The 23,510-nt window shown below is 67.5% G+C and carries 23 protein-coding genes; 18 read left to right on the top strand and 5 right to left on the bottom strand.

The features are described 5' to 3' along the window. Nucleotides 1-6: 6 nt before the first annotated feature. The gene (locus tag CAL25_RS13885) at nucleotides 7-1,185 is read right to left on the bottom strand and encodes a GGDEF domain-containing protein (protein ID WP_094801175.1); all 1,179 of its coding nucleotides are present in this window, start codon (nucleotides 1,183-1,185) and stop codon (nucleotides 7-9) included. Nucleotides 1,186-1,339: 154 nt separating this feature from the next. Continuing rightward, nucleotides 1,340-2,290: a phenylacetic acid degradation operon negative regulatory protein PaaX gene (gene paaX / locus CAL25_RS13880; protein WP_094800939.1), complete on the bottom strand. Its 951-nt coding sequence runs from the start codon at nucleotides 2,288-2,290 to the stop codon at nucleotides 1,340-1,342. A 240-nt stretch (nucleotides 2,291-2,530) separates the two neighbouring features. Here paaX and paaA point away from each other — a divergent pair, with 240 nt between their 5' ends. The 17 genes from paaA to CAL25_RS13795 all read left to right on the top strand — a co-directional run bounded on the left by paaA (nucleotide 2,531) and on the right by CAL25_RS13795 (nucleotide 18,616). Further along, nucleotides 2,531-3,520 (top strand): 1,2-phenylacetyl-CoA epoxidase subunit PaaA, encoded by a 990-nt coding sequence (gene paaA, locus CAL25_RS13875; RefSeq protein WP_094800937.1) that lies wholly within the window; start codon nucleotides 2,531-2,533, stop codon nucleotides 3,518-3,520. Nucleotides 3,521-3,653: 133 nt separating this feature from the next. Next, the gene (paaB, locus tag CAL25_RS13870; protein ID WP_094800935.1) at nucleotides 3,654-3,938 is read left to right on the top strand and encodes a 1,2-phenylacetyl-CoA epoxidase subunit PaaB; all 285 of its coding nucleotides are present in this window, start codon (nucleotides 3,654-3,656) and stop codon (nucleotides 3,936-3,938) included. An 11-nt stretch (nucleotides 3,939-3,949) separates the two neighbouring features. Continuing rightward, on the top strand, nucleotides 3,950-4,714 hold the full coding sequence (gene paaC / locus CAL25_RS13865; RefSeq protein ID WP_094800933.1) for a 1,2-phenylacetyl-CoA epoxidase subunit PaaC: 765 nt from the start codon (nucleotides 3,950-3,952) through the stop codon (nucleotides 4,712-4,714). Further along, nucleotides 4,708-5,232, top strand: a complete 525-nt coding sequence (gene paaD, locus CAL25_RS13860; RefSeq protein WP_094800931.1) for a 1,2-phenylacetyl-CoA epoxidase subunit PaaD — start codon at nucleotides 4,708-4,710, stop codon at nucleotides 5,230-5,232. Before paaC ends, paaD begins: the two co-directional genes overlap by 7 nt. 13 nt (nucleotides 5,233-5,245) lie before the next feature. Then, complete coding sequence (paaE, locus tag CAL25_RS13855) at nucleotides 5,246-6,334, top strand: 1,2-phenylacetyl-CoA epoxidase subunit PaaE (protein ID WP_094800929.1); 1,089 nt, start codon at nucleotides 5,246-5,248, stop codon at nucleotides 6,332-6,334. A gap of 81 nt (nucleotides 6,335-6,415) precedes the next feature. Further along, nucleotides 6,416-8,080 carry a phenylacetic acid degradation protein PaaN gene (paaN, locus tag CAL25_RS13850; protein WP_094800927.1) on the top strand — a complete coding sequence of 555 codons (1,665 nt, stop codon included), beginning with the start codon at nucleotides 6,416-6,418 and terminating at the stop codon, nucleotides 8,078-8,080. An 11-nt stretch (nucleotides 8,081-8,091) separates the two neighbouring features. After that, nucleotides 8,092-8,880 (top strand): 2-(1,2-epoxy-1,2-dihydrophenyl)acetyl-CoA isomerase PaaG, encoded by a 789-nt coding sequence (gene paaG, locus CAL25_RS13845; protein ID WP_094800925.1) that lies wholly within the window; start codon nucleotides 8,092-8,094, stop codon nucleotides 8,878-8,880. Beyond that, complete coding sequence (paaI, locus tag CAL25_RS13840; protein WP_094801173.1) at nucleotides 8,880-9,344, top strand: hydroxyphenylacetyl-CoA thioesterase PaaI; 465 nt, start codon at nucleotides 8,880-8,882, stop codon at nucleotides 9,342-9,344. The genes paaG and paaI overlap by 1 nt, the downstream gene beginning before the upstream one ends. Before the next feature lie 67 nt (nucleotides 9,345-9,411). Then, nucleotides 9,412-10,725: a phenylacetate--CoA ligase PaaK gene (paaK, locus tag CAL25_RS13835; RefSeq protein ID WP_094800923.1), complete on the top strand. Its 1,314-nt coding sequence runs from the start codon at nucleotides 9,412-9,414 to the stop codon at nucleotides 10,723-10,725. Nucleotides 10,726-11,070: 345 nt separating this feature from the next. Then, nucleotides 11,071-12,060, top strand: coding sequence for a Bug family tripartite tricarboxylate transporter substrate binding protein (locus tag CAL25_RS13830; protein WP_094800921.1), 990 nt, complete (start codon nucleotides 11,071-11,073; stop codon nucleotides 12,058-12,060). Nucleotides 12,061-12,073: 13 nt separating this feature from the next. Further along, nucleotides 12,074-12,754, top strand: a complete 681-nt coding sequence (locus CAL25_RS13825; RefSeq protein ID WP_094800919.1) for a 3-oxoacid CoA-transferase subunit A — start codon at nucleotides 12,074-12,076, stop codon at nucleotides 12,752-12,754. A 10-nt stretch (nucleotides 12,755-12,764) separates the two neighbouring features. Next, entirely contained in the window at nucleotides 12,765-13,487 is a 723-nt protein-coding gene (locus CAL25_RS13820) for a 3-oxoacid CoA-transferase subunit B (protein WP_094800917.1), read from the top strand. Then, nucleotides 13,484-14,314, top strand: a complete 831-nt coding sequence (locus CAL25_RS13815) for an IclR family transcriptional regulator domain-containing protein (RefSeq protein ID WP_094800915.1) — start codon at nucleotides 13,484-13,486, stop codon at nucleotides 14,312-14,314. Before CAL25_RS13820 ends, CAL25_RS13815 begins: the two co-directional genes overlap by 4 nt. A gap of 270 nt (nucleotides 14,315-14,584) precedes the next feature. Next, entirely contained in the window at nucleotides 14,585-15,763 is a 1,179-nt protein-coding gene (locus CAL25_RS13810; RefSeq protein WP_094800913.1) for a CaiB/BaiF CoA transferase family protein, read from the top strand. Nucleotides 15,764-15,801: 38 nt separating this feature from the next. Then, nucleotides 15,802-16,593, top strand: coding sequence for a FadR/GntR family transcriptional regulator (locus tag CAL25_RS13805; protein WP_094800911.1), 792 nt, complete (start codon nucleotides 15,802-15,804; stop codon nucleotides 16,591-16,593). 48 nt (nucleotides 16,594-16,641) lie between these two features. Next, nucleotides 16,642-17,457 (top strand): enoyl-CoA hydratase, encoded by an 816-nt coding sequence (locus CAL25_RS13800; protein ID WP_094800909.1) that lies wholly within the window; start codon nucleotides 16,642-16,644, stop codon nucleotides 17,455-17,457. A gap of 184 nt (nucleotides 17,458-17,641) precedes the next feature. Further along, nucleotides 17,642-18,616, top strand: coding sequence for a Bug family tripartite tricarboxylate transporter substrate binding protein (locus CAL25_RS13795; protein ID WP_094800907.1), 975 nt, complete (start codon nucleotides 17,642-17,644; stop codon nucleotides 18,614-18,616). A gap of 57 nt (nucleotides 18,617-18,673) precedes the next feature. On the opposite strand, the gene ggt is transcribed toward CAL25_RS13795, so the two are convergent. Together ggt and CAL25_RS13785 are read right to left on the bottom strand one after the other, a co-directional pair. Next, entirely contained in the window at nucleotides 18,674-20,269 is a 1,596-nt protein-coding gene (gene ggt, locus CAL25_RS13790) for a gamma-glutamyltransferase (protein ID WP_094800905.1), read from the bottom strand. A gap of 35 nt (nucleotides 20,270-20,304) precedes the next feature. Beyond that, complete coding sequence (locus CAL25_RS13785; RefSeq protein ID WP_094800903.1) at nucleotides 20,305-21,279, bottom strand: Bug family tripartite tricarboxylate transporter substrate binding protein; 975 nt, start codon at nucleotides 21,277-21,279, stop codon at nucleotides 20,305-20,307. 236 nt (nucleotides 21,280-21,515) lie between these two features. Between CAL25_RS13785 and CAL25_RS13780 the strand changes: the two genes are divergently transcribed. Next, complete coding sequence (locus CAL25_RS13780; RefSeq protein ID WP_094800901.1) at nucleotides 21,516-22,172, top strand: GntR family transcriptional regulator; 657 nt, start codon at nucleotides 21,516-21,518, stop codon at nucleotides 22,170-22,172. Nucleotides 22,173-22,218: 46 nt separating this feature from the next. On the opposite strand, the gene CAL25_RS13775 is transcribed toward CAL25_RS13780, so the two are convergent. Beyond that, nucleotides 22,219-23,496: a TRAP transporter large permease gene (locus CAL25_RS13775; RefSeq protein ID WP_094800899.1), complete on the bottom strand. Its 1,278-nt coding sequence runs from the start codon at nucleotides 23,494-23,496 to the stop codon at nucleotides 22,219-22,221. Nucleotides 23,497-23,510: the final 14 nt, after the last annotated feature.

The raw sequence follows: 23,510 nt of genomic DNA, 5'->3' as shown, positions 1-23,510 counted from the left end.
CAGGGATCAGGCCGCGACGGAGCCGCGTTCGGGCGAGGAGGCCAGCTCGAGCCGGTTGCCGCCCTGCGATTTGGCGCGGTAGAGCGCGTGGTCGGCGGCCGCCAGCGCCTCCACCAGCGACGGGGCGCGCTCGTCGAATTGCGCCAGACCGATGCTCACGGTGGCCGACAGGCCGTTCTGCCGCACATGCAGCGCGCTCGTCTGCGAGAAGCGCGCGATGATCGCCTCGCCCAACATCTGGGCTCGGCGCGCGTCGTCGCCCGTCAGCAGGCCGGCGAACTCTTCGCCGCCCATGCGCGCCAGGATGGCGTTCGGACCAAATACACCCTGGGCGATGTCGGCAAACGACTTCAAGACCTCGTCGCCCGCCTGATGGCCATATCGATCGTTGATGGCCTTGAAGCGATCCAGATCGAAGGCCAGCACGGCGATCGGCGAACGGGCCGCGGTGGCCTCGAGCGCGGCCACGCCCTGTTCGAAGAACCAGCGCCGATTGCCCAGCCGCGTCAGGTAGTCGGTCTGCGACTCGCGCAGCAGATGGCCATGCGACTCGTCGCGGATGAGTTTGAGCAGGGTCATCGGCAGCACGACCGAATACAGCACCCCCTCGTAAACCGTGATCTTGCTGGCCAGTGACTGGATCGCCTGACCCTGTTCGCCCACCAGCCAGGGCAGCACCAGCGCCCGGCCCGCGTAACACAGCGCGTGGATGCTGCTCAGGGCCACGACGATATAGCGCGACTGCATCGACTTCATGGCGTCGCAACGCAGCATGGCCCAGGCGGTCAGGCCGCTGGCGAGCGCGATCGGGATCGAGCTGAGGTAATTCCAGATCACTTCCTGGTAGCGCACGCCGCCGATGAGCCAGGTGAGCGCCATCACGGCGAGCAGGGCGAGCGAAATGCGTTTGTGCGTGCGCCCGCTCAGCGAGGCCACGCCCGTGAAGATGAGCAGATAGCCCGACAGCACGGTGAGGTTGGCGATGGCCGAGCCGAGGGCGCCGGGAAAGTCGCGCCGGATCAGTGCCAGCGCGCAGCCGGCGGCCAGCGTCGCAAACCCGGCGGACAGAATCCGCAGGGACAGGCTGCGCTTGGGATTGGACCTGTGCTCCCAGAATGTCATGCCTGCACTGGCGAGCAGGGTTCCGACTGCGAGTAGGTAAAGAGTGATGAGGTCGACGTACATCCAGGACGTAAAGGCATTGCGCCGATACATCGCGGCGGCGGTCTGATTTTACGTGGAAAACTTGACAGCGGCATGCTGCGAACAGCCCTTATAAAAGGGCCAGTGCGAGCCGCTGACGCACCGGTGCGCGGGCCTGCGCCGCCTGCCGCGCCGCTCAGCCGGGCAGGGTGCCCGGGCGCCCGCCGAAGCGCGCCATGATCTCCGGCGATAGCGGACGATAGCCGGCGTTCTCGCGTCCCGCGACCGTGTCCAGATGGGCTTCGGAGGCGTCGAACAGACGCCAGTAGAGCCGCCGGCACATTTCGCGTGCCGGAATGCCCGGCCATTGGGCCGGCAGCATCGGCATCGGCAACTGCGGATCGTGCAACACGATCCGGCGCCAGTGGTGCAGCAACAGCACGCGCAGGGCGAAGGCCTGGGCCGGTTCGGCCGCGTCCGGCGCGTCGAGCAGGGTTTCGAGCGGGCCGAAATGACGGATGAACAGGCGGTATTGCTCCGCCACGGCGTCGAGATTCCAGCACTGCGGCGCCAGGCTGGCGATGGGCAACCCGCCCGCGCCGGCCAGATCGCGGGCCGACAGCACCAGCGCGCGGTCGGGAATGCCGAGCTTCTCGAGGATGTCGTGGGCCGCGCGGGCCTCGGTGGCCGGATGGGCAAACAGGCCCGGCGCGACCAGCGCGAATCCCTCCCACTCGAGCTCGCGCCGCAGTTCCGCGCGTTCGGCCAGGCCGTTGCCGCCGGTGCGCGGCAGCGCCACCAGCGTCCACTCGCCGCTCCACTCGGAGGCCGGGCCTTCGTAGATGCGCTGCGACGCGCGCGCCGTGTTGCGTTGCCCCTGTTCGGACATCAGATACAGGCTGCGGCGCCCGTGGCGTTCGGAATGCAGCCAACCTTGTGACACCAGCCGGAACACGCTCGTGCGCAGCAGCCGTTCGTTGATGCCGACCGGGGCGAGCAGCTCGATCAGATCGCCCAGCCAAATGGCGCCGCCGTGCGGACCCAGCGCGTCGCCCAGCAGGCTCACGCACAGCGACTTGGCGCGCGGCGGGTCCTGTTTGAGGAGCTTGGCGATGAAGCGGTCCATCGGGTCGGAAAGGGTGGCCATATCAGCGAATGGGGTCGGATCAGGGTAAATCCCAGGTCGCGCAGCTGCGCTGGTTGTGCAGCGCTAAGCTCCTGTGACACAAGGAAAAAATCGCGGGTGCGACATGATACATAAATCCGACGTGATACAGAAATCGGTTTGACAATGGTTTTTCTGTATTAAATAATGGATCTATGAGAGCGGACTGCGCCCGGGCTGCCGCACTGGCCCCGGGATCGCCGCCGCGCAAGGAGACAAACCATGTACGCTCAATTGGTCGAGACCGGCGTCAAGCAGGTCAAAGGCGTGGATCAGCTCACTGGCCCCGAAGCGGCCTTCCAGAAGCGCATCGACGACGGCGTGCGCATCGAGGCCAAGGACTGGATGCCCGATGCCTACCGCAAGACGCTCGTGCGCCAGATTTCGCAGCACGCGCATTCCGAGATCGTCGGCATGCTGCCCGAAGGCAACTGGATCACCCGCGCGCCCAGCCTCAAGCGCAAGGCCATCCTGCTCGCCAAGGTGCAGGACGAAGCCGGTCACGGGCTGTATCTCTACAGCGCCGCCGAAACGCTCGGCGTCTCGCGCGACGACCTGATCGACGACCTGCACAGCGGCAAGGCCAAGTACTCCAGCATCTTCAATTACCCGACGCTGTCGTGGGCCGACATCGGCATGATCGGCTGGCTGGTCGACGGCTCGGCCATCATCAACCAGATCCCGCTGTGCCGCTGTTCCTATGGCCCCTACGCCCGCGCGATGGTGCGGGTCTGTAAGGAGGAGTCGTTCCACCAGCGCCAGGGCTACGACCTGCTGATCGAGATGTGCCTGAACGGCACGCCCGAACAAAAGGCCATGTGCCAGGAAGCCTTCAACCGCTGGTGGTGGCCCGCGTTGATGATGTTCGGCCCGTCCGATGCCGACTCGCCCAACAGCGCGCAGTCGATGCAATGGAAGATCAAGCTCTTCACCAACGACGAGCTGCGCCAGAAGATGGTCGACCAGACCGTGCCGCAGGCCGAGTACCTGGGCCTGAAGGTGCCCGATCCCGATCTCAAATGGAACGCCGAGCGCGGCCACTATGACTTCGGCGAGATCGACTGGTCGGAGTTCTATGCGGTGATCAAGGGCAACGGCCCCTGCAACCGCGACCGCCTCGCCGCGCGCGTCAAGGCCCACGAAGACGGCGCCTGGGTGCGCGACGGCCTGTCCGCCTACGCCGACAAGCAGGCCCGCCGCAAGGCCGCCTGAGGCGAGCGGCCTGCCGGTAGGGGCTTCCAAGCCCGGCGCCGGCGGCCATGCCGCCCGATCCTCGATTCCGATATCGCCCCTAGCCCTTACGCCCTCGCGCGCGGCCGCCGCCGCGCCGGGCCGGAGACGCATCATGAGCAAAGAATGGCCCCTCTGGGAAGTGTTCATCCGCAGCCAGCACGGTCTGGCGCACAAGCACGTCGGCAGCCTGCACGCGCCCGACGCCGAGATGGCGATCAACCATGCGCGCGACGTCTACACGCGGCGTAATGAAGGTCTGAGCATCTGGGTCGTGCGCGCCGCCGACATCGTGGCGAGCAGCCCGAGCGACAAAGAGCCGCTGTTCGAGCCGGCCAATAGCAAGGTCTACCGCCATCCCACGTTCTTCCCGATGCCGGAAGAAATCAAGCACATGTGAGCGTGGGCACCATGGACAAGAATCTGTTCGAGTTCGCGCTGCGCATGGGCGACACCACGCTGGTGCTGTCGCAGCGTCTGTCTGAATGGACCGGCCACGGGCCCGTCCTCGAAGAAGACCTGGCCCTCACCAACACCGCGCTCGACCTGCTCGGTCAGGCCCGCATGTGGCTGAGTCTGGCCGCCGAGATCGAGGGCGCCGGCCGCGACGAGGACCAGCTCGCCTACCTGCGCGACGCGCATCAATTCCGCAATCCGCTGCTCGTCGAACGCGAAAACGGCCACTATGGCGACACCATGGCGCGCCAGTTCCTGTTCGACGTCTGGCACTACTTCCTGCTCGAGCGGCTGGTCCAGTCGAGCGACGAGCGCGTGGCGGCGATCGCCGCCAAGGCGCAAAAGGAAGTCACGTATCACGTGCGCCGCTCGTCCGACCTAGTCGTGCGGCTCGGCGACGGCACCGACGAAAGCCACCGCCGCATGCAGGACGCGCTCGACGCCATCTGGCCGTACAGCGGCGAGCTGTTCGTCGACGACGCGGTCGACACGGACCTCGCGGCCCGCGGCATCGGCTGTGAGCTCGCCGCGCTGCGCCAGCCCTGGCTCGCGCATGTGAGCGAGGTGCTCGACGAAGCCACGCTGACGCAGCCGTCCGAAGAAGCCGCCTTCCATCCCGCGCATCGCGGCGGCCGCAGCGGGCGGCACACCGAGGCGCTGGGCTTTCTGCTGGCCGAAATGCAGCACCTGCCGCGTGCCTACCCCGGAGCCAAATGGTGAATACGTCCGCGCCCGCCACGCCTGTTTCCGTCGAACCCGCCCAGGTCATGACCTGGCTGCAGGAAGTGCCCGATCCCGAAATTCCGGTGCTGTCGGTGGTGGATCTGGGCGTGGTGCGCGAGGTGCGTTTCGAGGAGGCCGCCTGCGTGGTCACGATCACGCCGACGTATTCCGGTTGTCCGGCGATGCGCGAGATCAGCGAAGACATCACGCGCACCCTGCAGGCCCATGGTCTGGACGAGGTGCGCATCGAGACGCGCCTGTCGCCCGCCTGGACCACGGACTGGATGACCGAACGCGGCCGCACGGCGCTCAAGGGCTACGGCATCGCCGCGCCCGCCGAGCGCGCGGTCGATATTTCGGGCATCAGCCGCCGTCACGCGGCGCCCGCCATCGCCTGTCCCCGCTGCGGCTCGCACAACACCCGTCTGGTCAGCCATTTCGGTTCGACCTCGTGCAAGGCGCTCTATCGCTGCGCCGCCTGCCACGAGCCTTTCGATTATTTCAAGCCTCACTGAAGCTGGTGACATCATGAGCCAGAACCAATTCCATACGCTCAAGGTCGCATCGGTCGCACGCAACACGCGCGACGCGGTGGTCGTGACCTTCGATCTGCCGCCGGACCTGCGCGACGATTTTTCGTTCCGGCCCGGCCAGTACCTGACGCTGCGCACGAGCCTGGACGGCGAAGAAGTGCGCCGCTCGTACTCGATCTGTTCCGCGCCGACCGACGGCGTGCTGCGCGTCGCGATCAAGAAGGTCGACGAGGGCGTGTTCTCGAGCTGGGCCAATCACGAGTTGCAGCCCGGCCAGACCCTCGAAGTGATGGCCCCCGCCGGTAATTTCACGGTGGACTTCGCGCCGGGCAACAAGCGCCACTACGTGGCCTTCGCGGTCGGCAGCGGCATCACCCCGGTGTTCTCGCTCGTCAAGACGGCGCTGTCCACCGAGCCCGACAGCCGCTTCACGCTGTTCTTCGGCAACCGCGCGTCGTCGTCGGTGCTGTTCCGCGAAGAGATCGAAGACCTGAAAAACCGCTACATGGAGCGTTTTTCGCTGGTCTACATCATGAGCCGCGAAACCCAGGACATCGAGCTCTTCAACGGTCGTCTCGACGGCGAGAAGGTCGAGCAGCTCATGCGGGCCTGGATGAGCCCCGACGACATCGACTATGCCTTCGTCTGTGGTCCGCAGACCATGATCGAAAGCGTGGTCGAGCACCTGCAGGCCCGCGGCCTCGAAAAGAGCCAGATCAAGTTCGAGCTGTTCGGCGCGCCCAAGGGCCCGCGTGCGCTGCGCACCGGCCGCGAGGCGCCCACGGCGCCGGGCAAGGGCCAATGCGAAGTCACCGTCGTGCAGGACGGCCACAGCCGCACCTTCACGATCGACAAGAACAAGGACAGCGTGCTCGACGCCGCGCTGGCCCAGGGCGTGGAGCTGCCTTACTCGTGCAAGGGGGGCGTGTGCTCCACCTGCCGTTGCAAGGTGGTGGAGGGCGAGGTCGACATGGATGCGAACTTCGCGCTCGAAGACTATGAAGTGGCGCGCGGCTTCGTGCTGAGCTGCCAGAGCTTTCCGGTCAGCGACCGGCTGGTACTGGATTTCGACCAGGAAACCTGAGTCGTCGATGTCCGTATCCGGCCCGGTCCGGCTGCCGTTTCATTCCTATTTGCGAATCTCAAAAATATATCGGAGAACAGCGTGTCCAACGATTTCTTTGAACGCCACCGTCCTTTGCTCGACCAGGCCGTGAAGGCCGCCGCCGAACGCGGCTATTGGAGCCCGTTCGCCGAGTCCCCCAGCCCGCGCAACTACGGCGAGACCGCCGCGGCCGATGGCCAGGCCGCGTTCGAGGCGCTGCGCGGCAAGCCGTTCGCGCTCGAGCAGAACGGTGCCGAGGGCCAGGTGGGTGGCGAGGTGTCGCCGTTCGGCTTCGCGCTCGACATCACCTATCCCAAGCTCTCCGCCGCCAAGCTCGTGGCCAATGCCCAGAAGGCGCTGCAGGAATGGCGCCGCGCCGGTCCGCAGGTGTGGGTGGGCGTGTCGCTCGAAATCCTGTCGCGCCTGAACCGCAAGAGTTTCGAGATCGCCCATGCCGTGCAGCACACGACGGGTCAGGGTTTCATGATGGCGTTCCAGGCGGGCGGCCCGCACGCCCAGGACCGCGGCGTCGAGGCCGTGGCCTACGCCTGGCAGGAAATGGCCCGCATCCCCGGCGTGGCGCTGTGGGAAAAGCCGCAGGGCAAGAATGATCCGATCAAGATGGAGAAGCACTTCACCGTGGTGCCGCGCGGCGTGGCCCTGGTGATCGGCTGCTCGACCTTCCCGACCTGGAACGGCTATCCCGGCCTGTTCGCCAGCCTGGCCACCGGCAACACCGTGATCGTCAAGCCGCATCCCGGCGCGATCCTGCCGCTCGCGATCACCGTGCAGGTGGCGCGCGAGGTGCTGGCCGAAGCCGGCTTCGATCCCGATGTGGTGCAACTGGCCGCGCACGCCGCGGGCGACGACACCGCGCAGACGCTGGCGCTGGATCCGGCCGTCAAGCTGATCGACTTCACCGGCAGCAGCGCCAACGGCGACTGGCTCGAGCAGAATGCGCGCCAGGCCCAGGTCTACACCGAGAAGGCCGGCGTCAACCAGGTCATCATCGATTCGGCCGACGACCTGAAGGGCGTGGCGCGCAACCTGGCGTTCTCGCTGGCGCTCTACTCGGGCCAGATGTGCACGGCGCCGCAAAACATCTACGTGCCGCGCGGCGGCATCGACACGGCCGAAGGCCACAAGAGCTTCGACGAGGTGGTCGCGGCCCTGGGCACGGCCGTCGAAAAGCTCTCGGGCGATGCGGCCAAGGCCGTCGAGCTCACCGGCGCGATCCAGAGCGAGGCCACCGCGGCTCGCATCGACGAAGCCCGCAAGCTGGGCCTGCCGGTCGTGGCGGATTCGCGCGAGCTCGAGCACCCGCAGTTCGCGGGCGCCCGCGTGCGTACCCCGCTGATGCTGCGCGCCGAAGCCGGCAACCCCGCCATCGCGCGTGAATGGTTCGGCCCGATCTCCTTCGTGGTCGCGACCGACTCGACCGAGCAGAGCATCGAGATCGCGCGTGACACGGTCAGCCGTCATGGCGCGCTGAGCTTCTCGGCCTACACCACGCGTCCGGAAGTGGCCGAGGCCGTGCAGGACGCCGCCGAAGTGGCGGGCGTGTCGCTCTCGCTCAACCTCACCGGCGCGGTGTTCGTGAACCAGACCGCCGCGTTCAGCGACTTCCACGGCACCGGCGCCAATCCGGCCGCCAACGCCGCGCTGTCGGACACCGCGTTCGTGTCGAACCGCTTCCGCGTGGTGCAGACCCGCCGTCACGTCTGAGGAGCGACACCATGGCCTTCCAGGATATTTTGTTCGAGCTCGACGGCGGCATCGCACGTCTGACGCTCAACCGCCCCGACAAGCTCAACAGCTTCACCGCGCGCATGCACGGCGAAGTGGCCGAAGCCATCACGCGCGTCGAGACCGAAGGCGCGCGGGTGCTCGTGCTGACCGGCGCCGGCCGCGGCTTCTGCGCCGGTCAGGACCTCAGCGAGCGGCGGCCGGCCGCCGACGGATCGCCGCCCGATCTGGGCGAGACCGTCGAGAAGTTCTACGGCCCGCTCGTCAAGCGCCTGCAGGCGCTGCCGCTGCCGGTCGTGGTGGGCGTGAACGGCGTGGCGGCCGGCGCCGGCGCCAACCTGGCATTCGCGGGCGACCTCGTGATCGCCAAGGAATCGGCGAATTTCATCCAGTCGTTCTGCAAGCTCGGCCTGATTCCCGACACCGGCGGCACCTTCGTGCTGCCGCGTCTGGTAGGGCGCGCTCGCGCGCTGGGTCTGGCCCTGCTGGGCGATAAGCTCTCCGCCAAACAGGCGCAGGAGTGGGGCCTGATCTGGCAATGCGTGGCCGACGCCGAGTTCGATGCCACGCTCGACCGTCTGGCGCAGCACTTCGCCAAGGCGCCGACCAAGGGCCTGGCGTTCACCAAGCGCGCGATCCAGCAAAGCCTGCAGAACGATCTGGCGACGCAGCTGGATCTGGAGCGCGACATGATGCGCGAACTCGGCCGCAGCGCCGACTACGCCGAGGGCGTGGCCGCGTTCCTCGACAAGCGCGAACCGTCGTTCAAGGGGCAATGATGAACGCCACCGTAGAGACGGTTCCGACCGATCCGCAGGAGCTGGCCCACGCCGTGCGCACGGCCATGTATGCCGAAGACGCGGCGACGCAGTCGCTCGGCATGGCCGTGACCGACATCGCGCCGGGCTTTGCCCGGCTCACCATGACGATCCGGGCCGACATGCTCAATGGGCACAAGACCTGCCATGGCGGTTTCATTTTCGCGCTGGCCGACAGTGCGTTTGCCTTCTCGTGCAACTCGCGCAATGTGGCGACCGTGGCCTCGGGCTGCGTGATCGACTATCTCGCGCCGGGCTTCGAGGGCGACGTGCTCACGGCCGAGGCGCAGGAGCGCTCGCTGGCCGGGCGCACCGGCGTGTACGACGTGACCGTGACCAATCAGCACGGCAAGACCGTGGCGCTGTTCCGCGGCCGCTCGTATCGCATCAAAGGACAAGTGGTGGGCACGCCCGAAGAGGCGTGAGCACTGCCGGACGGAATCAGGATCGTGCGCGCCGCGCGTGCACGCCGCAATTTAGGAGAGAGACACCATGTCCAACACCATGAGCAAGCCGGGGCTGGACCCGATCGAGCATGCCAGCCGCGACGAACTGCAGGCCCTGCAGCTCGAACGCCTCAAGTGGACGCTGAGCCATGCCTACCAGAACGTGCCGCACTACAAGCGCGCGTTCGACGAGAAGGGTGTGCATCCCGACGACCTGAAGCAGTTGTCGGATATTTCGAAGTTTCCGTTCACGACCAAGAAAGACCTGCGCGACAACTACCCCTACGGTATGTTTGCGGTGCCGCGCGAGCGCGTGTCGCGCATTCACGCCTCGAGCGGTACCACGGGCAAGCCGACGGTGGTGGGCTACACCGCGCGCGACCTCGACAACTGGGCCAATCTCGTGGCGCGCTCGATCCGCGCGGCCGGCGGCAAGCCGGGCGACATCGTGCACGTGGCCTACGGCTATGGCCTCTTCACGGGTGGCCTGGGCGCGCATTACGGTGCCGAGCGCCTGGGTTGCACGGTGATCCCGATGTCGGGCGGGCAGACCGAAAAGCAGGTGCAGCTGATCAACGATTTCCGTCCGGACATCATCATGGTCACGCCCTCCTATTTCTGCAATATTCTGGAAGAGCAGCGCCGCCAGGGCATTGATCCGCGTCAAACGTCGCTGCGCATCGGTATCTTCGGCGCCGAGCCCTGGACCGGTCAGATGCGCGCCGACATCGAGAACGAAGCCGCGATCGACGCGGTCGACATCTATGGTCTGTCCGAGGTGATGGGCCCGGGCGTGGCGAGCGAGTGCGTCGAGACCAAGGATGGCCCGGTGGTCTGGGAAGACCACTTCTACGCCGAGATCATCAACCCGGAAACGGGCGAGCCGGTGGCCGATGGCGAGCAGGGCGAGCTGGTGTTCACCTCGCTCACCAAAGAGGCGATGCCCATCATTCGCTACCGTACCCGCGACCTCACCCGTCTGCTGGCCCCGACCTCGCGCAGCATGCGCCGCATCGGCAAGATCACGGGCCGCAGCGACGACATGCTGATCGTGCGCGGCGTGAACCTGTTCCCGACGCAGGTCGAGGAGCTGGTGCTCAAGATCGCGCAGCTCGCGCCGCACTATCAGCTGGTGCTGTCGCGCAGCGGCAATCTCGACGAACTCGAGATCCTCACCGAGCTGCGGCCCGAGTTCGGCGCCCTCTCGGACGACGAGCGCGCCAACGTCGGCAAGCAATTGCAGCATGCCGTGAAGTCCTACATCGGCGTGTCGGCTCGCGTGCAGGTGGCCGAGGCGGGTTTCGTCGAGCGCACCCTGACGGGCAAGGCCCGCCGCGTGATCGACAAACGCCCCCGCTGACTGTGATGCGTAGCGTCCGCCGCTGGCGCGGGCGCTTCACGCTGCTTCGCTTTCATGATGCTGCCCCGTGCCCCGCACGGGGCTTTTTTTCGTCCCGGCGGCAGCATGGCGTCCCCGCCGATGATCGGCCAGCGCTCCCCGGAGGGCGCGGCGTCACGAGCGCGCTGCCGCGTCCGATGAGCGAACACAATCGCCAGTGAGGCCTGTCTCAGCCCGCCGGGTGGCGTGCCATACTTTTTCCACGGTACCGACCAATAGTCAGGACAACTGACATCGGCCGCCATCGCGGCGTCTTCCGGAGACGACGCGGCGGCGGCAACGGCCCACTCATGGAGGAGACAATCCATGGCACAGCAGCACACCCGCCCGCGCCGTCGCGCGCTGGCTACGATGGCGCTCGCCGTCTTGATGGCGGCCGGCTGGAGCGGCGCGCAAGCCGCTTCCGACTGGCCCGAGAAACCCCTGCGCGTGATCGTGCCCTATACCCCGGGCGGCGCGACCGACACCGTCACGCGCGTGGTGATGGAAAAGCTGTCCACCCGCCTGAAGCAGACCATCATCATCGAGAACCGCCCCGGCGCGAACAGCAATGTGGGCGCCGCGGCGGCGGCCCGCGCCGAGCCCGACGGCTACACCTTTCTCAGCATCCTGCCGGCCTACGTGATCAATGCGCATCTCTATGACCTGACCTACTCGCAGGAAAGCCTGGTGCCCGTGGTGCACATGGCGGATCTGCCGCTCTTTCTGTTCGTGAGCAAGGATCTGCCCGTGAATTCGCTGCAGGAGCTGGTGGACTACGGTCACGCTCACCCCGACAAGCTCACGTACGCCTCGAGCGGCACGGGGTCGAGCGCGCACCTGACCGGCGCCGAGCTGGCGCTGCGCGCGAAGCTGAAGATGACGCATGTCGCCTACAAGGGCAGCGCGCCGATTCTCACCGACCTGCTCGCCGGCCGGGTGTCTATGGTGTTCGACCCGGTGCTGGTGCCCATGCAGTACGTGAAGGAGAACCGCCTCAAGGCGCTCGCCTTCACCGGCAAGACGCGCTGGGCCACCGCGGCCGATGTGCCGACGCTCGAAGAGGCCGGCATGCCGGGCTTCGTCACCGCCTCCTGGGTCGGCTTGCTGGCGCCGCGCGGCACGGACCCCGCCATCGTGAACCGGATGGCCACCGAGATCAGCGCGATCGTCAAAGAGGACGACGTCAAACAGAAGTTCATGGACGTGGGCTTTCTGCCCGCCGGCGGCACGCCCGCGGCGTTCGATGCCCTCATGCGCGCCGATTCGTCCCGCTACGCTCGCATCATCAAGGATGCCGGCATCACCGTGAACTGAGGGGAGGGTGGCGATGATCGACAAATTCGTGGCCGATCCCGCCGCGGCGGTGGCGGACGTGCATGACGGCGCCACCGTCCTGGTCGGCGGCTTCGGCGGCGCCGGCATGCCCACCGAGCTGCTGCATGCGCTGATCGAACAGGGCGCGCGCGATCTGACGGTGGTGAGCAACAACGCCGGCAACCATGAGACCGGCCTGGCGGCGCTGATCAAGGCCGGGCGCGTGCGCAAGGTGATCTGCTCGTTCCCGAAGGCCTCGCACTCATGGGTCTTCGACGAGCTGTATCGTCAGCAGCGCATCGAGCTCGAGTGCGTGCCGCAGGGCACCATCGCCGAACGGCTGCGCGCCGCGGGCGCGGGCCTGGGCGGCTTCTACACGCCGACGGGGGCGGGCACCGACCTGGCGCGGGGCAAGGAAACCCGCGTGATCGATGGCCGCGAGTACGTGTTCGAGCACGCGCTGCCGGGCGACTTCGCGCTGGTGAAGGCCGATCAGGCCGATCGCTGGGGCAATCTCACCTACCGCATGAGCGCCCGCAATTTCGGTCCGGTGATGTGCATGGCGGCCCGCACCGCCATCGTGCAGGTGCGCGAACAGGTCGAGCTGGGCGCGTTGTCGCCCGAGGCGATCGTGACGCCCGGCATCTTCGTGCAGCGGGTCGCGCGCGTCGAGCACGCGGGCTTTTCGAGTTGAAGGAGTATCGATGCAGGCCAAATCCTCTTCCCATCGGCCCTGGACGCGTGACGAGATGGCCGCGCGCGTGGCCGGCGACATTCCCGATGGCAGCTACGTGAATCTCGGCATCGGCATGCCGGTGCACGTGGCGCGGTTTCTCGCGCCGGAGCGCGAGGTCGTGCTGCACAGCGAAAACGGCATTCTCGGCATGGGCCCGCCACCCGCGCCCGGCCAGGAAGATCCGGATCTGATCAACGCCGGAAAACTGCCCGCCACGCTGGTGCCCGGCGGGGCGTACTTTCACCACGCCGACTCGTTCGCGATGATGCGGGGCGGCCATCTCGATCTGTGCGTGATGGGCGGCATGCAGGTCGCCGATAACGGCGACCTGGCGAACTGGTCGCTGGCGCGGCCCGGAGAGGCGCCGGCGGTGGGCGGCGCGATGGACCTGGCGGTGGGCGCGCGCCGGGTCTACATTCTGATGGAACACAACAGCAAGAGCGGGGCGGCCAAGCTGCTGCGCCGCTGCACCTTGCCGCTCACCGGACGGGGCGTCGTCGACCGCATCTACACCGACCTCGCGGTGATCGACGTGACACCCGCCGGCTTTTGCGTGCGCGCCATGGCGCCCGGCGTCACGCTGGAAAGCCTGCAGGCGCTCAGCGACGCGCCGCTGCACGCGGCGCCCGCGTCCGATGCCGCGGCCCTGCCGGCTTGCGAGGTTTCTACGCCTGGAGCCCATCACCGATGATCTATCCGCCTTCGATTGCCCCGGCCTACACCGCGCCGCTGCCCACGCAGGCGCATCCCGAGCAACTGCGCGGCGATCCCGATTTCATGCAGACCCTGGCACGCGGTCTGCATGTGATCCGCGCCTTTGGCGAACGCCGCCAACCGCAGACCGCGGCCGAGCTGGCGCGGCGCGCCGGGCTGTCGCGCGCGGTGACGCAGCGCTGCCTCTACACCCTGGTCGCGCTCGGGTATGCCGAGCAGCACGAGCGTCACTATGTGCTCACGCCGCGCATTCTGAGCCTGGGCCATGCGTACTTCGCATCCACGCCGTTCGTGTCGCTCGCGCAGCCGGTGCTGGACGACCTGAGCGCAACGGTGAACGAAACCTGCGCGCTCGGCATCATGACCGGCCACGAGATGATGTATCTGGCGCGCTCGGAGGTGCACCGCATCCTCGCCACCTCGCTGGGTCTGGGCAGCCGCCTGCCCGCCTACTGCACGTCGATCGGCAGGGTCATGCTGGCGCAGCTCGGTCCCGCCGCGCTGGCGCGCTACTTCGACGACGTGGAGCTCGCGCCGTTTACCGAATACACCGTCACGCAACGCGCGCAGCTGTGCGCCGAACTCGAACAGGTGCGGCAGCGCGGCTACGCCATCGGCGATCAGGAGCTGGAGCTCAACGTGTGCGCCATCGGCGTGCCCGTGCGCAGCGCCAGCGGTCAGGTCGTGAGCGCGATCAACGTCAGCGTGAAGGCGTCGCGGCTGCCGCGGGAAAGAATGATCGGCGAAATCCTGCCGGCGGCGCAGGCGGCCGCCGACAAGATAGGGCGGTTTCTGGTGTTGTAGGGGTGGCTGCCACGCCGCCCGGGCCGCTGACAGGACAGGGGCGGTTTTAGGTGTTGTAGAGGCTGGCGCGCGACGCCGCCGCCGGCCGCGCGGGGAGGGCCGGCCCCACCTGGGGTTTCCGATGATAGGCGAGGGGTCTTTCAAGTCATAGGATGTCCAACATCCTACAAATGGACGGGCACCGCGGTGATGGGTGCGCCGACCGGCCCGCGCGGCCGGTCGCGTCGCGGCCACGTCCGCCCGCCAATAACGATTCGGAGACACCTCGTCATGATTTATGCGCCGCTGGACCGCTTCGTCGTGCTGGACCTCACCCGCGTGCGCTCCGGGCCGGCCGCCGTGCGGCAGTTTGCCGATTGGGGCGCGGACGTGATCAAGATCGAAGAGCCGACTCAGGTGAAGGACGACAAGCCGGGCGGCGCGGCCAAGTTCAGCGATTACCAGAACACCCACCGCAACAAGCGCAGCCTCACGCTGAATCTGAAGCAGCCGGAAGGGCGGGCGGTGTTCATGGAGCTGGTCAAGCGCGCCGACGTGCTGGTCGAAAACTACCGGCCGTCGGTCAAGACCAAGCTCGGCATCGATTTCGAGTCGCTCTCCAAGGTCAACCCGCGGCTGGTCTACGCCAGCATTTCGGGGTTCGGCCAGGACGGCCCCTACGCCGACCGCCCCGGCCTCGACCAGATCGCGCAGGGCCTGGGCGGCCTGATGTCCGTGACCGGCGAAGCCGACCGGGGGCCGATGCGCGCCGGGATTCCGATCGCCGATCTGAGCGCCGGCCTGTTCGCCGCCATCGGCATCCTCACGGCCTTGCTGGACCGCGAGCGCACCGGGCAGGGGCGCTGGGTGCACACGTCGCTGCTGCAGGCGCAGGTCTGGATGATGGACTTCCAGGCGACGCGCTGGCTCATCGATGGCGAGGTGCCGGGCCAGTCGGGCAACGACCATCCGACCAGTTCGCCCACGGGCGTCTACCCCACGGCCGATGGCTACATCAATATCGCGGCGATGGGCTCGAGCATGTTCGCCCGGCTGTGCGATGTGCTCGGCATGCCCGAGCTCAAGGACGATGCGCGCTTCGCGTCGGCCGGCTTGCGCGTGGAAAACCGCGGCGAACTCAATCGCGAGATCGTTGCCCGCACGCGGACCCGCGACAGCGCGGATTGGATCGAGCGCCTGAACCAGGCCGGTGTGCCATGCGGGCCGATCCTGTCCATGGACACGGCCTTCGAGAACGAACAGGTGCGGCACCTGCGCATGACGCGCCGCGTGACGCATCCGCAGCGTGGCGACGTCGACATCATCGCGCCCGCCGTGACGTTCGGCGGCGGCGAGCCGCCGCCCGTGTCGCCCGCGCCCGAGACCGGTGCCCACACCGACGACATCCTGGCCTGGCTGGGCCTGGATGAAGCGGCGCGCCAGCGTTTGCGCGCCGCCGGGGCGGTGTGACACCATCGTGGCCTTCCCCGCCACCCTTCGGAAATTCCATGGCCCATCCTGAACCCGTGTCCGATGCGCTGTTCGGCAGCCTCGCCCGGCCCGACAATCTGCCCGACGAAATCGCGCAGCAGATCCGGCAGAAGATCGTCAGCCAGGCGTTCGAGCCGGGGCAGCGTCTGCCCACCGAACAGGAATTCGCGCAGCGTTTCGGCGTGAGCCGCAACGTCGTGCGCGAGGCCATCGCGCGCCTGAAGCTATCGGGCTACATCGAGACGCGGCGCGGGGTCGGCAGCTTCGTGGCCACCGATGCGGGGCAGCAGGCCTTCGAGCTGTTGCCGGCCGATCTGTTGCAGGCGCAAGCACTCGAACACGTCTATCAGCTGCGGGTCGAGATCGAGGCGGGGGCGGCCGCGCTGGCCGCGCAGCACCGCACGGACGCGCAGATCGAGCAGCTGCGTGTCGCGCTGACGCGGGTGGACGCGGCCAGCGACGACTGGCGCATGGGCGCGGATCGCGCGCTCGACTTCCACATGGCGGTCTGTCAGGCCGCGAACAATCCGTATTTTCTGCGGTTGCTGTCGCTCTTCGGCCGTGCCATCGGCGATGCGGTGCGCACGCTGCGCTATTGCAGCACCGGCACCGAGCGCGTGGCGCAGATCGAGCTCGAACACCACCGCATCTTCGATGCCATCGTGGCGCGCGACGCCGACGCGGCGCGCGCGGCGATGCGCGAGCATCTGACCAACGGCATGCAGCGGCGCCAGGCGCAGCTGCAGCAGACCGGCGCCGCCGCGCCGGCGGCCGCGACCTCACCTCGAGCGGGCCCAGGCCCGGATTGATCCACCGAACCGCCCGGGCGCACTGGCGCCGGGCTCAGGACAGCACCGATGACCGCCGAACGCATTCTGCAGGATCGCATCACCGAACACCTCATCGTCGAGAAGCGCGACGGCGCGGGCTGGATCACCTTCAACGACCCTGCTCGCCACAATGCCGTGTCGTACGCGATGTGGGAAGGCATTCCGCTGGCGCTGGAAGCGCTGGCGGCGGATCCGCGGATCCGCGTGGTTGTGCTGACCGGCGCGGGCGAACGGGCCTTCGTGAGCGGCGCCAACATCTCGCAGTTCGACACGCTGCGTTCGGGCGAAGAAGCGGTGCAGGCCTACGAAAAAGTCGCCGAGGCCGCCCAGCTTGCGCTCTACGACTATGACAAGCCCACGGTGGCGCGCATCAAGGGCTATTGCATCGGCGGCGGACTCAACATTGCCTTGTGCTGCGACCTGCGGCTGGCCTCCGAAGACAGCAGTTTCGCCATTCCGGCCGGCAAGCTCGGTCTCGGCTATCGCATGACCGCCATCCGCAATCTGGTGCATGCCGCCGGGCCCGCGGGGGCGCTGGAGATCTTTCTGACGGCCGCGCGCTACACCGCCGCCGAGGCCGAGAAGCGCGGCCTGGTGCACAAAGTCTGCGCTCCCGGCGGCCTCGACGCCGCGCTCGATGAGTACGTGGCGCAGATATCGGCCAATGCGCCGCTCACTTTGCGGGCCGGCAAGAAGATGATTCGCGCCATGCAGGCGCTCGGACCGGAGGTCGACATGGATGCCATGACGCGGCTGGTGCTCGAGTGCTTCGAAAGCAATGACTATCGCGAGGGCAAGCGTGCCTTCGCTGAGAAGCGCACGCCGGTCTTCACCGGCACCTGAGTGCGCGCCGCGCAGGCGGCGCAAGGTTTTCACAAGTCTTTCGTGCCGGGCGATGCCCGGCAGGACCGCGCGCGCCCGCCGCGCGGGGACGGCGGCCGCCGTCCGCAAGCGGGCCGCCGGGGCCGGGCGTGCGAGGCCATGCACTGCTTCAAGAACAGAACTTCATAAAACAACGGAGACAACCATGAAACGCAACCTGGCAGCCACCGCGCTCGCCGCGGGCCTGGCCTGCGCCGCGCCGTCCACCTTCGCCGCCTGGCCCGAGCAGCCGATCCGCATCGTCGTGGGTTATGCCGCGGGCGGCACCACCGATATCCTGGCGCGCGCGCTGGGCGAAGAGCTCAGTCGCACGCTCAAGCAGTCCATCATCGTGGAGAACAAAGCCGGTGCCGCCGGCAACATTGCCGCCGCCGCCGTGCAGCAGGCCAAGCCCGATGGCTACACGGTGCTGATGGCCACGGTGTCCAGCCATGGCATCAATCCGGCGCTCTACAAAAAGTCGCTGGGCTACGATCCCGTGGGCGGTTTCACGCCGGTCGGCATGGTGGCATCGATTCCGCTGGTGCTGGTGGCCAATCCCAAGCTGCCGGTGAAGTCGGTGCCCGAGCTGGTGACGCTGGCACGCAGCAAACCCGGAGAGCTCAACTATTCGTCCAGCGGCAACGGCTCGCCCGTGCATCTGGCGGGCGCCATGTTCGCGCAGCAGGCCAAGCTCGAGCTGGTGCACGTGCCGTATCGCGGCGGATCGTTGGCCAACACGGCCGTGATGACGGGCGAGGCGCAATTCAGCTTTGCCACGCTGCCCGGCGCGATGCCGCAGGTGAAGGCCGACAATCTGCGCCCGCTCGCCGTCACCACGCAGCAGCGCTCGACCCAGCTGCCCGACGTGCCGACCGTGGCCGAGACCGAGGGCTTCAAGGGCTATGAAATCAACACCTGGAACGCGATCCTGGCGCCCAAGGGCACGCCGCCCGAAGCCGTGGAGACGTTCAACGCCGCGCTCAAGACGGCGATGAACTCGCCCAAGCTGCGTCAGCTGTTCGAGAAGGAAGGGGCGGTGCCCACGACCAGCACGCCCGCCGAACTCGCGACCTTCATCGATGGCGAGCTGGTGAAGTGGGCCGAGGTGGTGCGCACCGTGAACATCCGGGTCGATTGACGCGCAAAAAAAAACGCCGCCCGAGGGCGGCGTTGTTCTCACCTGTCGTGGCAGGGCTCAGAAGCCCACGGCCTGGCCGTCGCGGCGCGAGTCCGAGGCGGCGAGATAGCCACCTTGCGGCAGGCGATGGATCAGCTGGGCCGAGCCGAACTCGAGGCTGTCGGCGGGCGCCACCGCCACGTTGTGGCCGCGGTCGCGCAGCACCTGCACCACGTCGGCGGGCAGGTGGGCTTCGACGTTGACCACCGGGCCGTTCTCGACGCGGAAGCGCGGCGCGTCGCTCATGGCCTGCGGGTTCTGGCCGAAGGCGGCCAGGCGCGTCACCATCTGCAGATGGCCCTGGGCCTGCATCGAGCCGCCCATCACGCCGAACGACATCACGGGTTCGCCCCTGCGGGTGACGAAGGCCGGGATGATGGTGTGCATGGGCTTCTTGCGCGGCGCCACCTGATTGGCGTGACCGTCCTTCAGCACGAAGTTCAGGCCACGGTTGTGCAGGCCGATGCCGGTGTCGGGCACGACGACGCCGGAGCCGAAGCCGTGATAGTTGGACTGGATGAACGACACCATCGTGCCGTTCGCGTCGGCGGCGGTGAGGTACACCGTGCCGCCCGACGGCGGGCTGCCGGCCGACGGCGTGGTGGCGCGGTCCATGGCGATCAGGCGCGAGCGCGCGGCGAGGTAGTCGCCGTCGAGCAGATCGGCCGCGCTCACCCGCATGTGGCGCGGATCGGCCACGTGGTGATGCAGATCGGCGAAGGCCAGCTTCATGGCCTCGATGCTGACGTGGTAGTAGTCGGCGCTGTCGCGGCCCATGCCTTCGAGGTCGAAACGCTCGAGCATGCCCAGCGCCATCAGGGCGGCGATGCCCTGGCCGTTCGGCGGGATCTCGTGCAGCGTGTAGTCGCGGAAGTTCTGGCCGATCGGCTTGACCCACTCGGCCTGGTGCTCGGCCAGATCCTGCATCGTGAGCGCGCCGCCGGTGGCACGGGCGAAATCGGTGATGCGGCGCGCGAGGTCACCGCGGTAGAAGCTCTCGCCGCCGGTCTGCGCGATGTCGCGCAACGTGCGCGCCTGCGCCGGGAAGCGCCACCATTGACCGGCTTCGGGCGTTTTGCCGTCGATCATGAAGGCTTCGGCAAAGCCGGGCTCGTGCGCGAGCTTGGGCGCCTGGTTGGCCCATTGCCGGGCGATCGTCGGCGAGATCGGGAAGCCGTCTTCGGCGTAGGCGATGGCGGGTTCGAAGAGCTGCGCGAACGGCAGCTTGCCGAAACGCTCGGACAGCGCCTTCCAGCCGGCGATCTGGCCGGGCACGGTGACGGTGCCCCAGCCGGTGGGCGGCATCGCGTCGCGGCCATTGAAGTACTCGGGGGTCCAGGCGGCGGGCGCCGCGCCACACGAGCTCAGGCCGTGCAGCTCGCCGTCGTGCCAGATCAGGGCGAACATATCGCCGCCGATCCCGTTCATCACGGGTTCGACGACGGTGAGCGCGATCGCCGTGGCGATCGCGCTATCGACGGCATTGCCACCGGCCAGCAACATGCGCAGCCCTGCCTGTGCGGCCAGCGGCTGGCTGGTCGCCACCGCGTTGGAGGCCAGCACGGGCATTTTCCGGGAGGCGTAAGGGAAGGTCCAATCGAAAGAAGATGACATGAGGCTGGAGGTGGAATGAGTCGTGGAAATAAAAATTACTGGGGCGTGATGCCGGCTTGCTCGATCAGCTTCTGCGTGCGCGGGATCTCGGCCTTGATGAAGGCGGAGAACTCGGCGCGGCTGCCGCCCTGGGGCTCGGCACCGGCTTCGGCAAGCTTGTCACGCAACGCGGGCTGTGCCAACACCTTGTTGACGGCCTGGTTCAGCTTGTCCAGCACCGGCGCGGGCGTGCCCGGAGGCGCGACGAGACCGTACCACGGTGCGATGTCATAGCCGGCGAAACCCTGCTCGGCGATGGTGGGGATCTCGGGCGCCAGCGCCGAACGCTTGGCGTTGGACATGCCCAGCGGCACCAGCGCGCCGGCCTTGGCTTGCGGCAGACCGGTCATGATGGTGTCGAAGTACATCGAGACCTGGCCCGAGAGCAGGGCCGGGATGGCCTCGCCCGCGCCCTTGTACGGCACGTGCAGGATGTCGATGCCCGCCACGGACTTCAGCATTTCGCCCGCCATGTGCGAGGTCGTGCCGGTGCCGAACGAGGCGTAGGTCAGTTTGCCCGGATTGGCCTTGGCATAGGCCACCATCTCCGGCAGCGTCTTGAACGGCTGCTTCGTGTTGGCCAGCAGGATGTTGGGCGTGTAGGCCACCATCGACACCAGCTCGAACTTGTCGGGATCGTAGGCCAGGCGCTTCTGCAGGAAGCGGTTGGTGACGATGGCGGCGGGGCCACCCATCAGCAGGGTGTAGCCGTCCGGCTCGGCGCGCGCGACGGCGGCGCTGCCGATCGCGGCGGCGGCGCCCGGGCGGGCCTCGATCACGAAGGGCTGGCCCAATTCCTGGGCCAGCGCTGCGCCCAGCTGGCGCGAGATCAGGTCGGTGGCGGAGCCGGCCTGGAAGGGCACCACGATCTTCACGGGATGCTGCGGCCAGTCGGTGGCCTGCGCGGCGGCTTGTGCGCCAGCCACGAGGCCGGCGGCCACGAGCAGCGTCCGGGCGAGACGGAGTTTCATAGGGTTCCCCTGTATATCTGATTGATTCGTCGACAAAAAATGGCGCGGCCCGCCTGACAGGACGGCGTTGCCGCGCCAAGGCGATTAGAGCGGCCAGGGGCGGGCATGCCTATCGGGAATTGCATCTATGGATCATTGGATCCAATTTGTGCTATTTTGCCATAGCCTTAAACTCTGGCGCTCGCACGCCCGGCACACGCACTGCCGTGCGGCATCCCTCCCTATGGAAATCAGCAATGCTGCAACTGCAGAAGACGGCACTGACCGCTGAAGAAGAGGCCTACCAGCACATTCAGCACGAGATACGCCTGGGCCGCTACGCGCCCGGCGAGCGGCTCGTGCCCGAAGTGATCGCGGGGCGGATCGGCACGAGCCGCATGCCCGTGCGCGGCGCGCTGCGGCGCCTGGCCTCCGAAGGCCTGGTGCAGATCCGGCCGAATCGCGGCGCCGTCGTGCGCGGCCTCGATCAGAAAGAGATGCTGGAGGTGTTCGAGATCCGTTCGGTGCTCGAGGGGCTGGCCATGCGCAATGCCGTGCTCAACATGGGCCCCGAGCATCTGCGCCGCCTGATCAGCATGCTGGACCAGCTCGAGCAGGGCTCAGGCGATTACCTGGACTGGACCACCGCGCATCGCGAGTTTCACGAATATCTGTGCAGCTTCTGTGGTCAGCCGCGCCTGTTGCGGCAGATCGCCGAGCTGCACGCCGTGGTCGAGCCGTACATGCGGCTGTGGTCGAGTCAGCCGGGCCGCGCGCTGCGCGCCCGCGAATCGCACCAGGAATTGATCGACGCGCTGGCCACGCGCGACCCCGATCGATGCGAGGCGGCGATGCGCCGGCACGTGCTCAACACGGTACCGGCGCTGTCCGAATTTTTGCAGCAGGGCCACTGAAGCGGGGCCCGCGCGCGCCGGCCGGCGGGCCCGCGCGCTTTCGGCCTCAGCGGCCGTAGACCAGATCGCGCAGGCCGAGCGACAGGCCGGGCCAGTAGGTAATCACCAACAGGCAGGCGATCACCACCAGCACGAACGGAATCAGCGGCTTGATCAGGCGTTCGAGCGGCAGCTTCGCCACCGCGCAGGCCGCGAACAGGTTCACGCCGAAGGGCGGCGTGATCATGCCGAGCGCCAGGTTGACGACCATGATGATGCCGAAGTGCACCGGGTCGACCCCGAACGACAGCGCCACCGGCAGCAGCAGCGGGGCCAGCACCACGATCGAGGCCGAGGTCTCGATGAACATGCCGATCACGAACAGCGCGGCATTCACGCCCATCAGGAAGCCGAACTTGGTGTCGAACAGGCCCGACAGCCATTGACCCAGCATGTCCGGAATGCCGGCACGATTGAGCAGGAAGCTGAAAAGGCCCGCGTTGGCGATCACGAACATGATCACCGCGGTGGAGACGACCGACTTGTGCAGCGTCGTGGACATCGCGCGGAACGACAGGCGGCGGTAGATGAACTTGCCCACCACGACGGCGTAGACCACCGCCACCACCGAGGCCTCGGTCGGCGTGAACACGCCACCGTAAATACCGCCCAGAATGATCACCGGCATCAGCAGCGCCAGCCACGCCCGCTTGAACGCGGGCCAGATCGGCAGCCGGCCTTCGCCGTCGCGCAGGCCGAGCTTGTTGCGGCGTGCATACATCCACACGTAGAACATCAGGGCGACGCCGATCAGGATGCCCGGCACCACGCCCGCGATGAAGAGCTCGCCGGTCGAGGTGTCGGTGGACACGGCGAACAGAATCATCGGAATCGAGGGCGGGATGATCACGCCGAGCTCGGCGGCCGAGGCCTGCAGCGAGGCCGCGAACGGCGCAGGGTAGCCGTGCCGGATCATGGCGGGAATCAGGATGGCGCCCACCGCAAAGGTCGTGGCCACGCTCGAACCCGCCACCGCCGCGAAGATCATGCAGGTCAGCACGCAGGTGCAGGCCAGGCCGCCCTGCACGCCGCCCACGAGGCTCTTGGCGAAGTCGACCATGCGTTCGGAAATGCCGCCGGCCTCCATCAGGTTGCCGGCGAGGATGAAGAACGGAATGGCCACGAGGGGGTACTTGTCGAGCGCGGCGAAGAGCTGCTGCGCCACCACCAGCGAGGGCAGGCCACTCGACGCCACGCCCGCCAGGCTCGCCAGCCCGATGGACACGGCCACGGGCACCGACAGGCCGAAGAAGATCAGCATCGTGACGATCATCAACTGCGACATAAGATTTTCGCCTT

Origin of the sequence: Bordetella genomosp. 5 (assembly GCF_002261315.1) — a bacterium.
Classification (GTDB): domain Bacteria; phylum Pseudomonadota; class Gammaproteobacteria; order Burkholderiales; family Burkholderiaceae_B; genus Bordetella.
The sequence above is the reverse complement of the archived record's forward strand: the minus strand, read 5'-3'. Positions and strand labels throughout refer to the sequence as shown.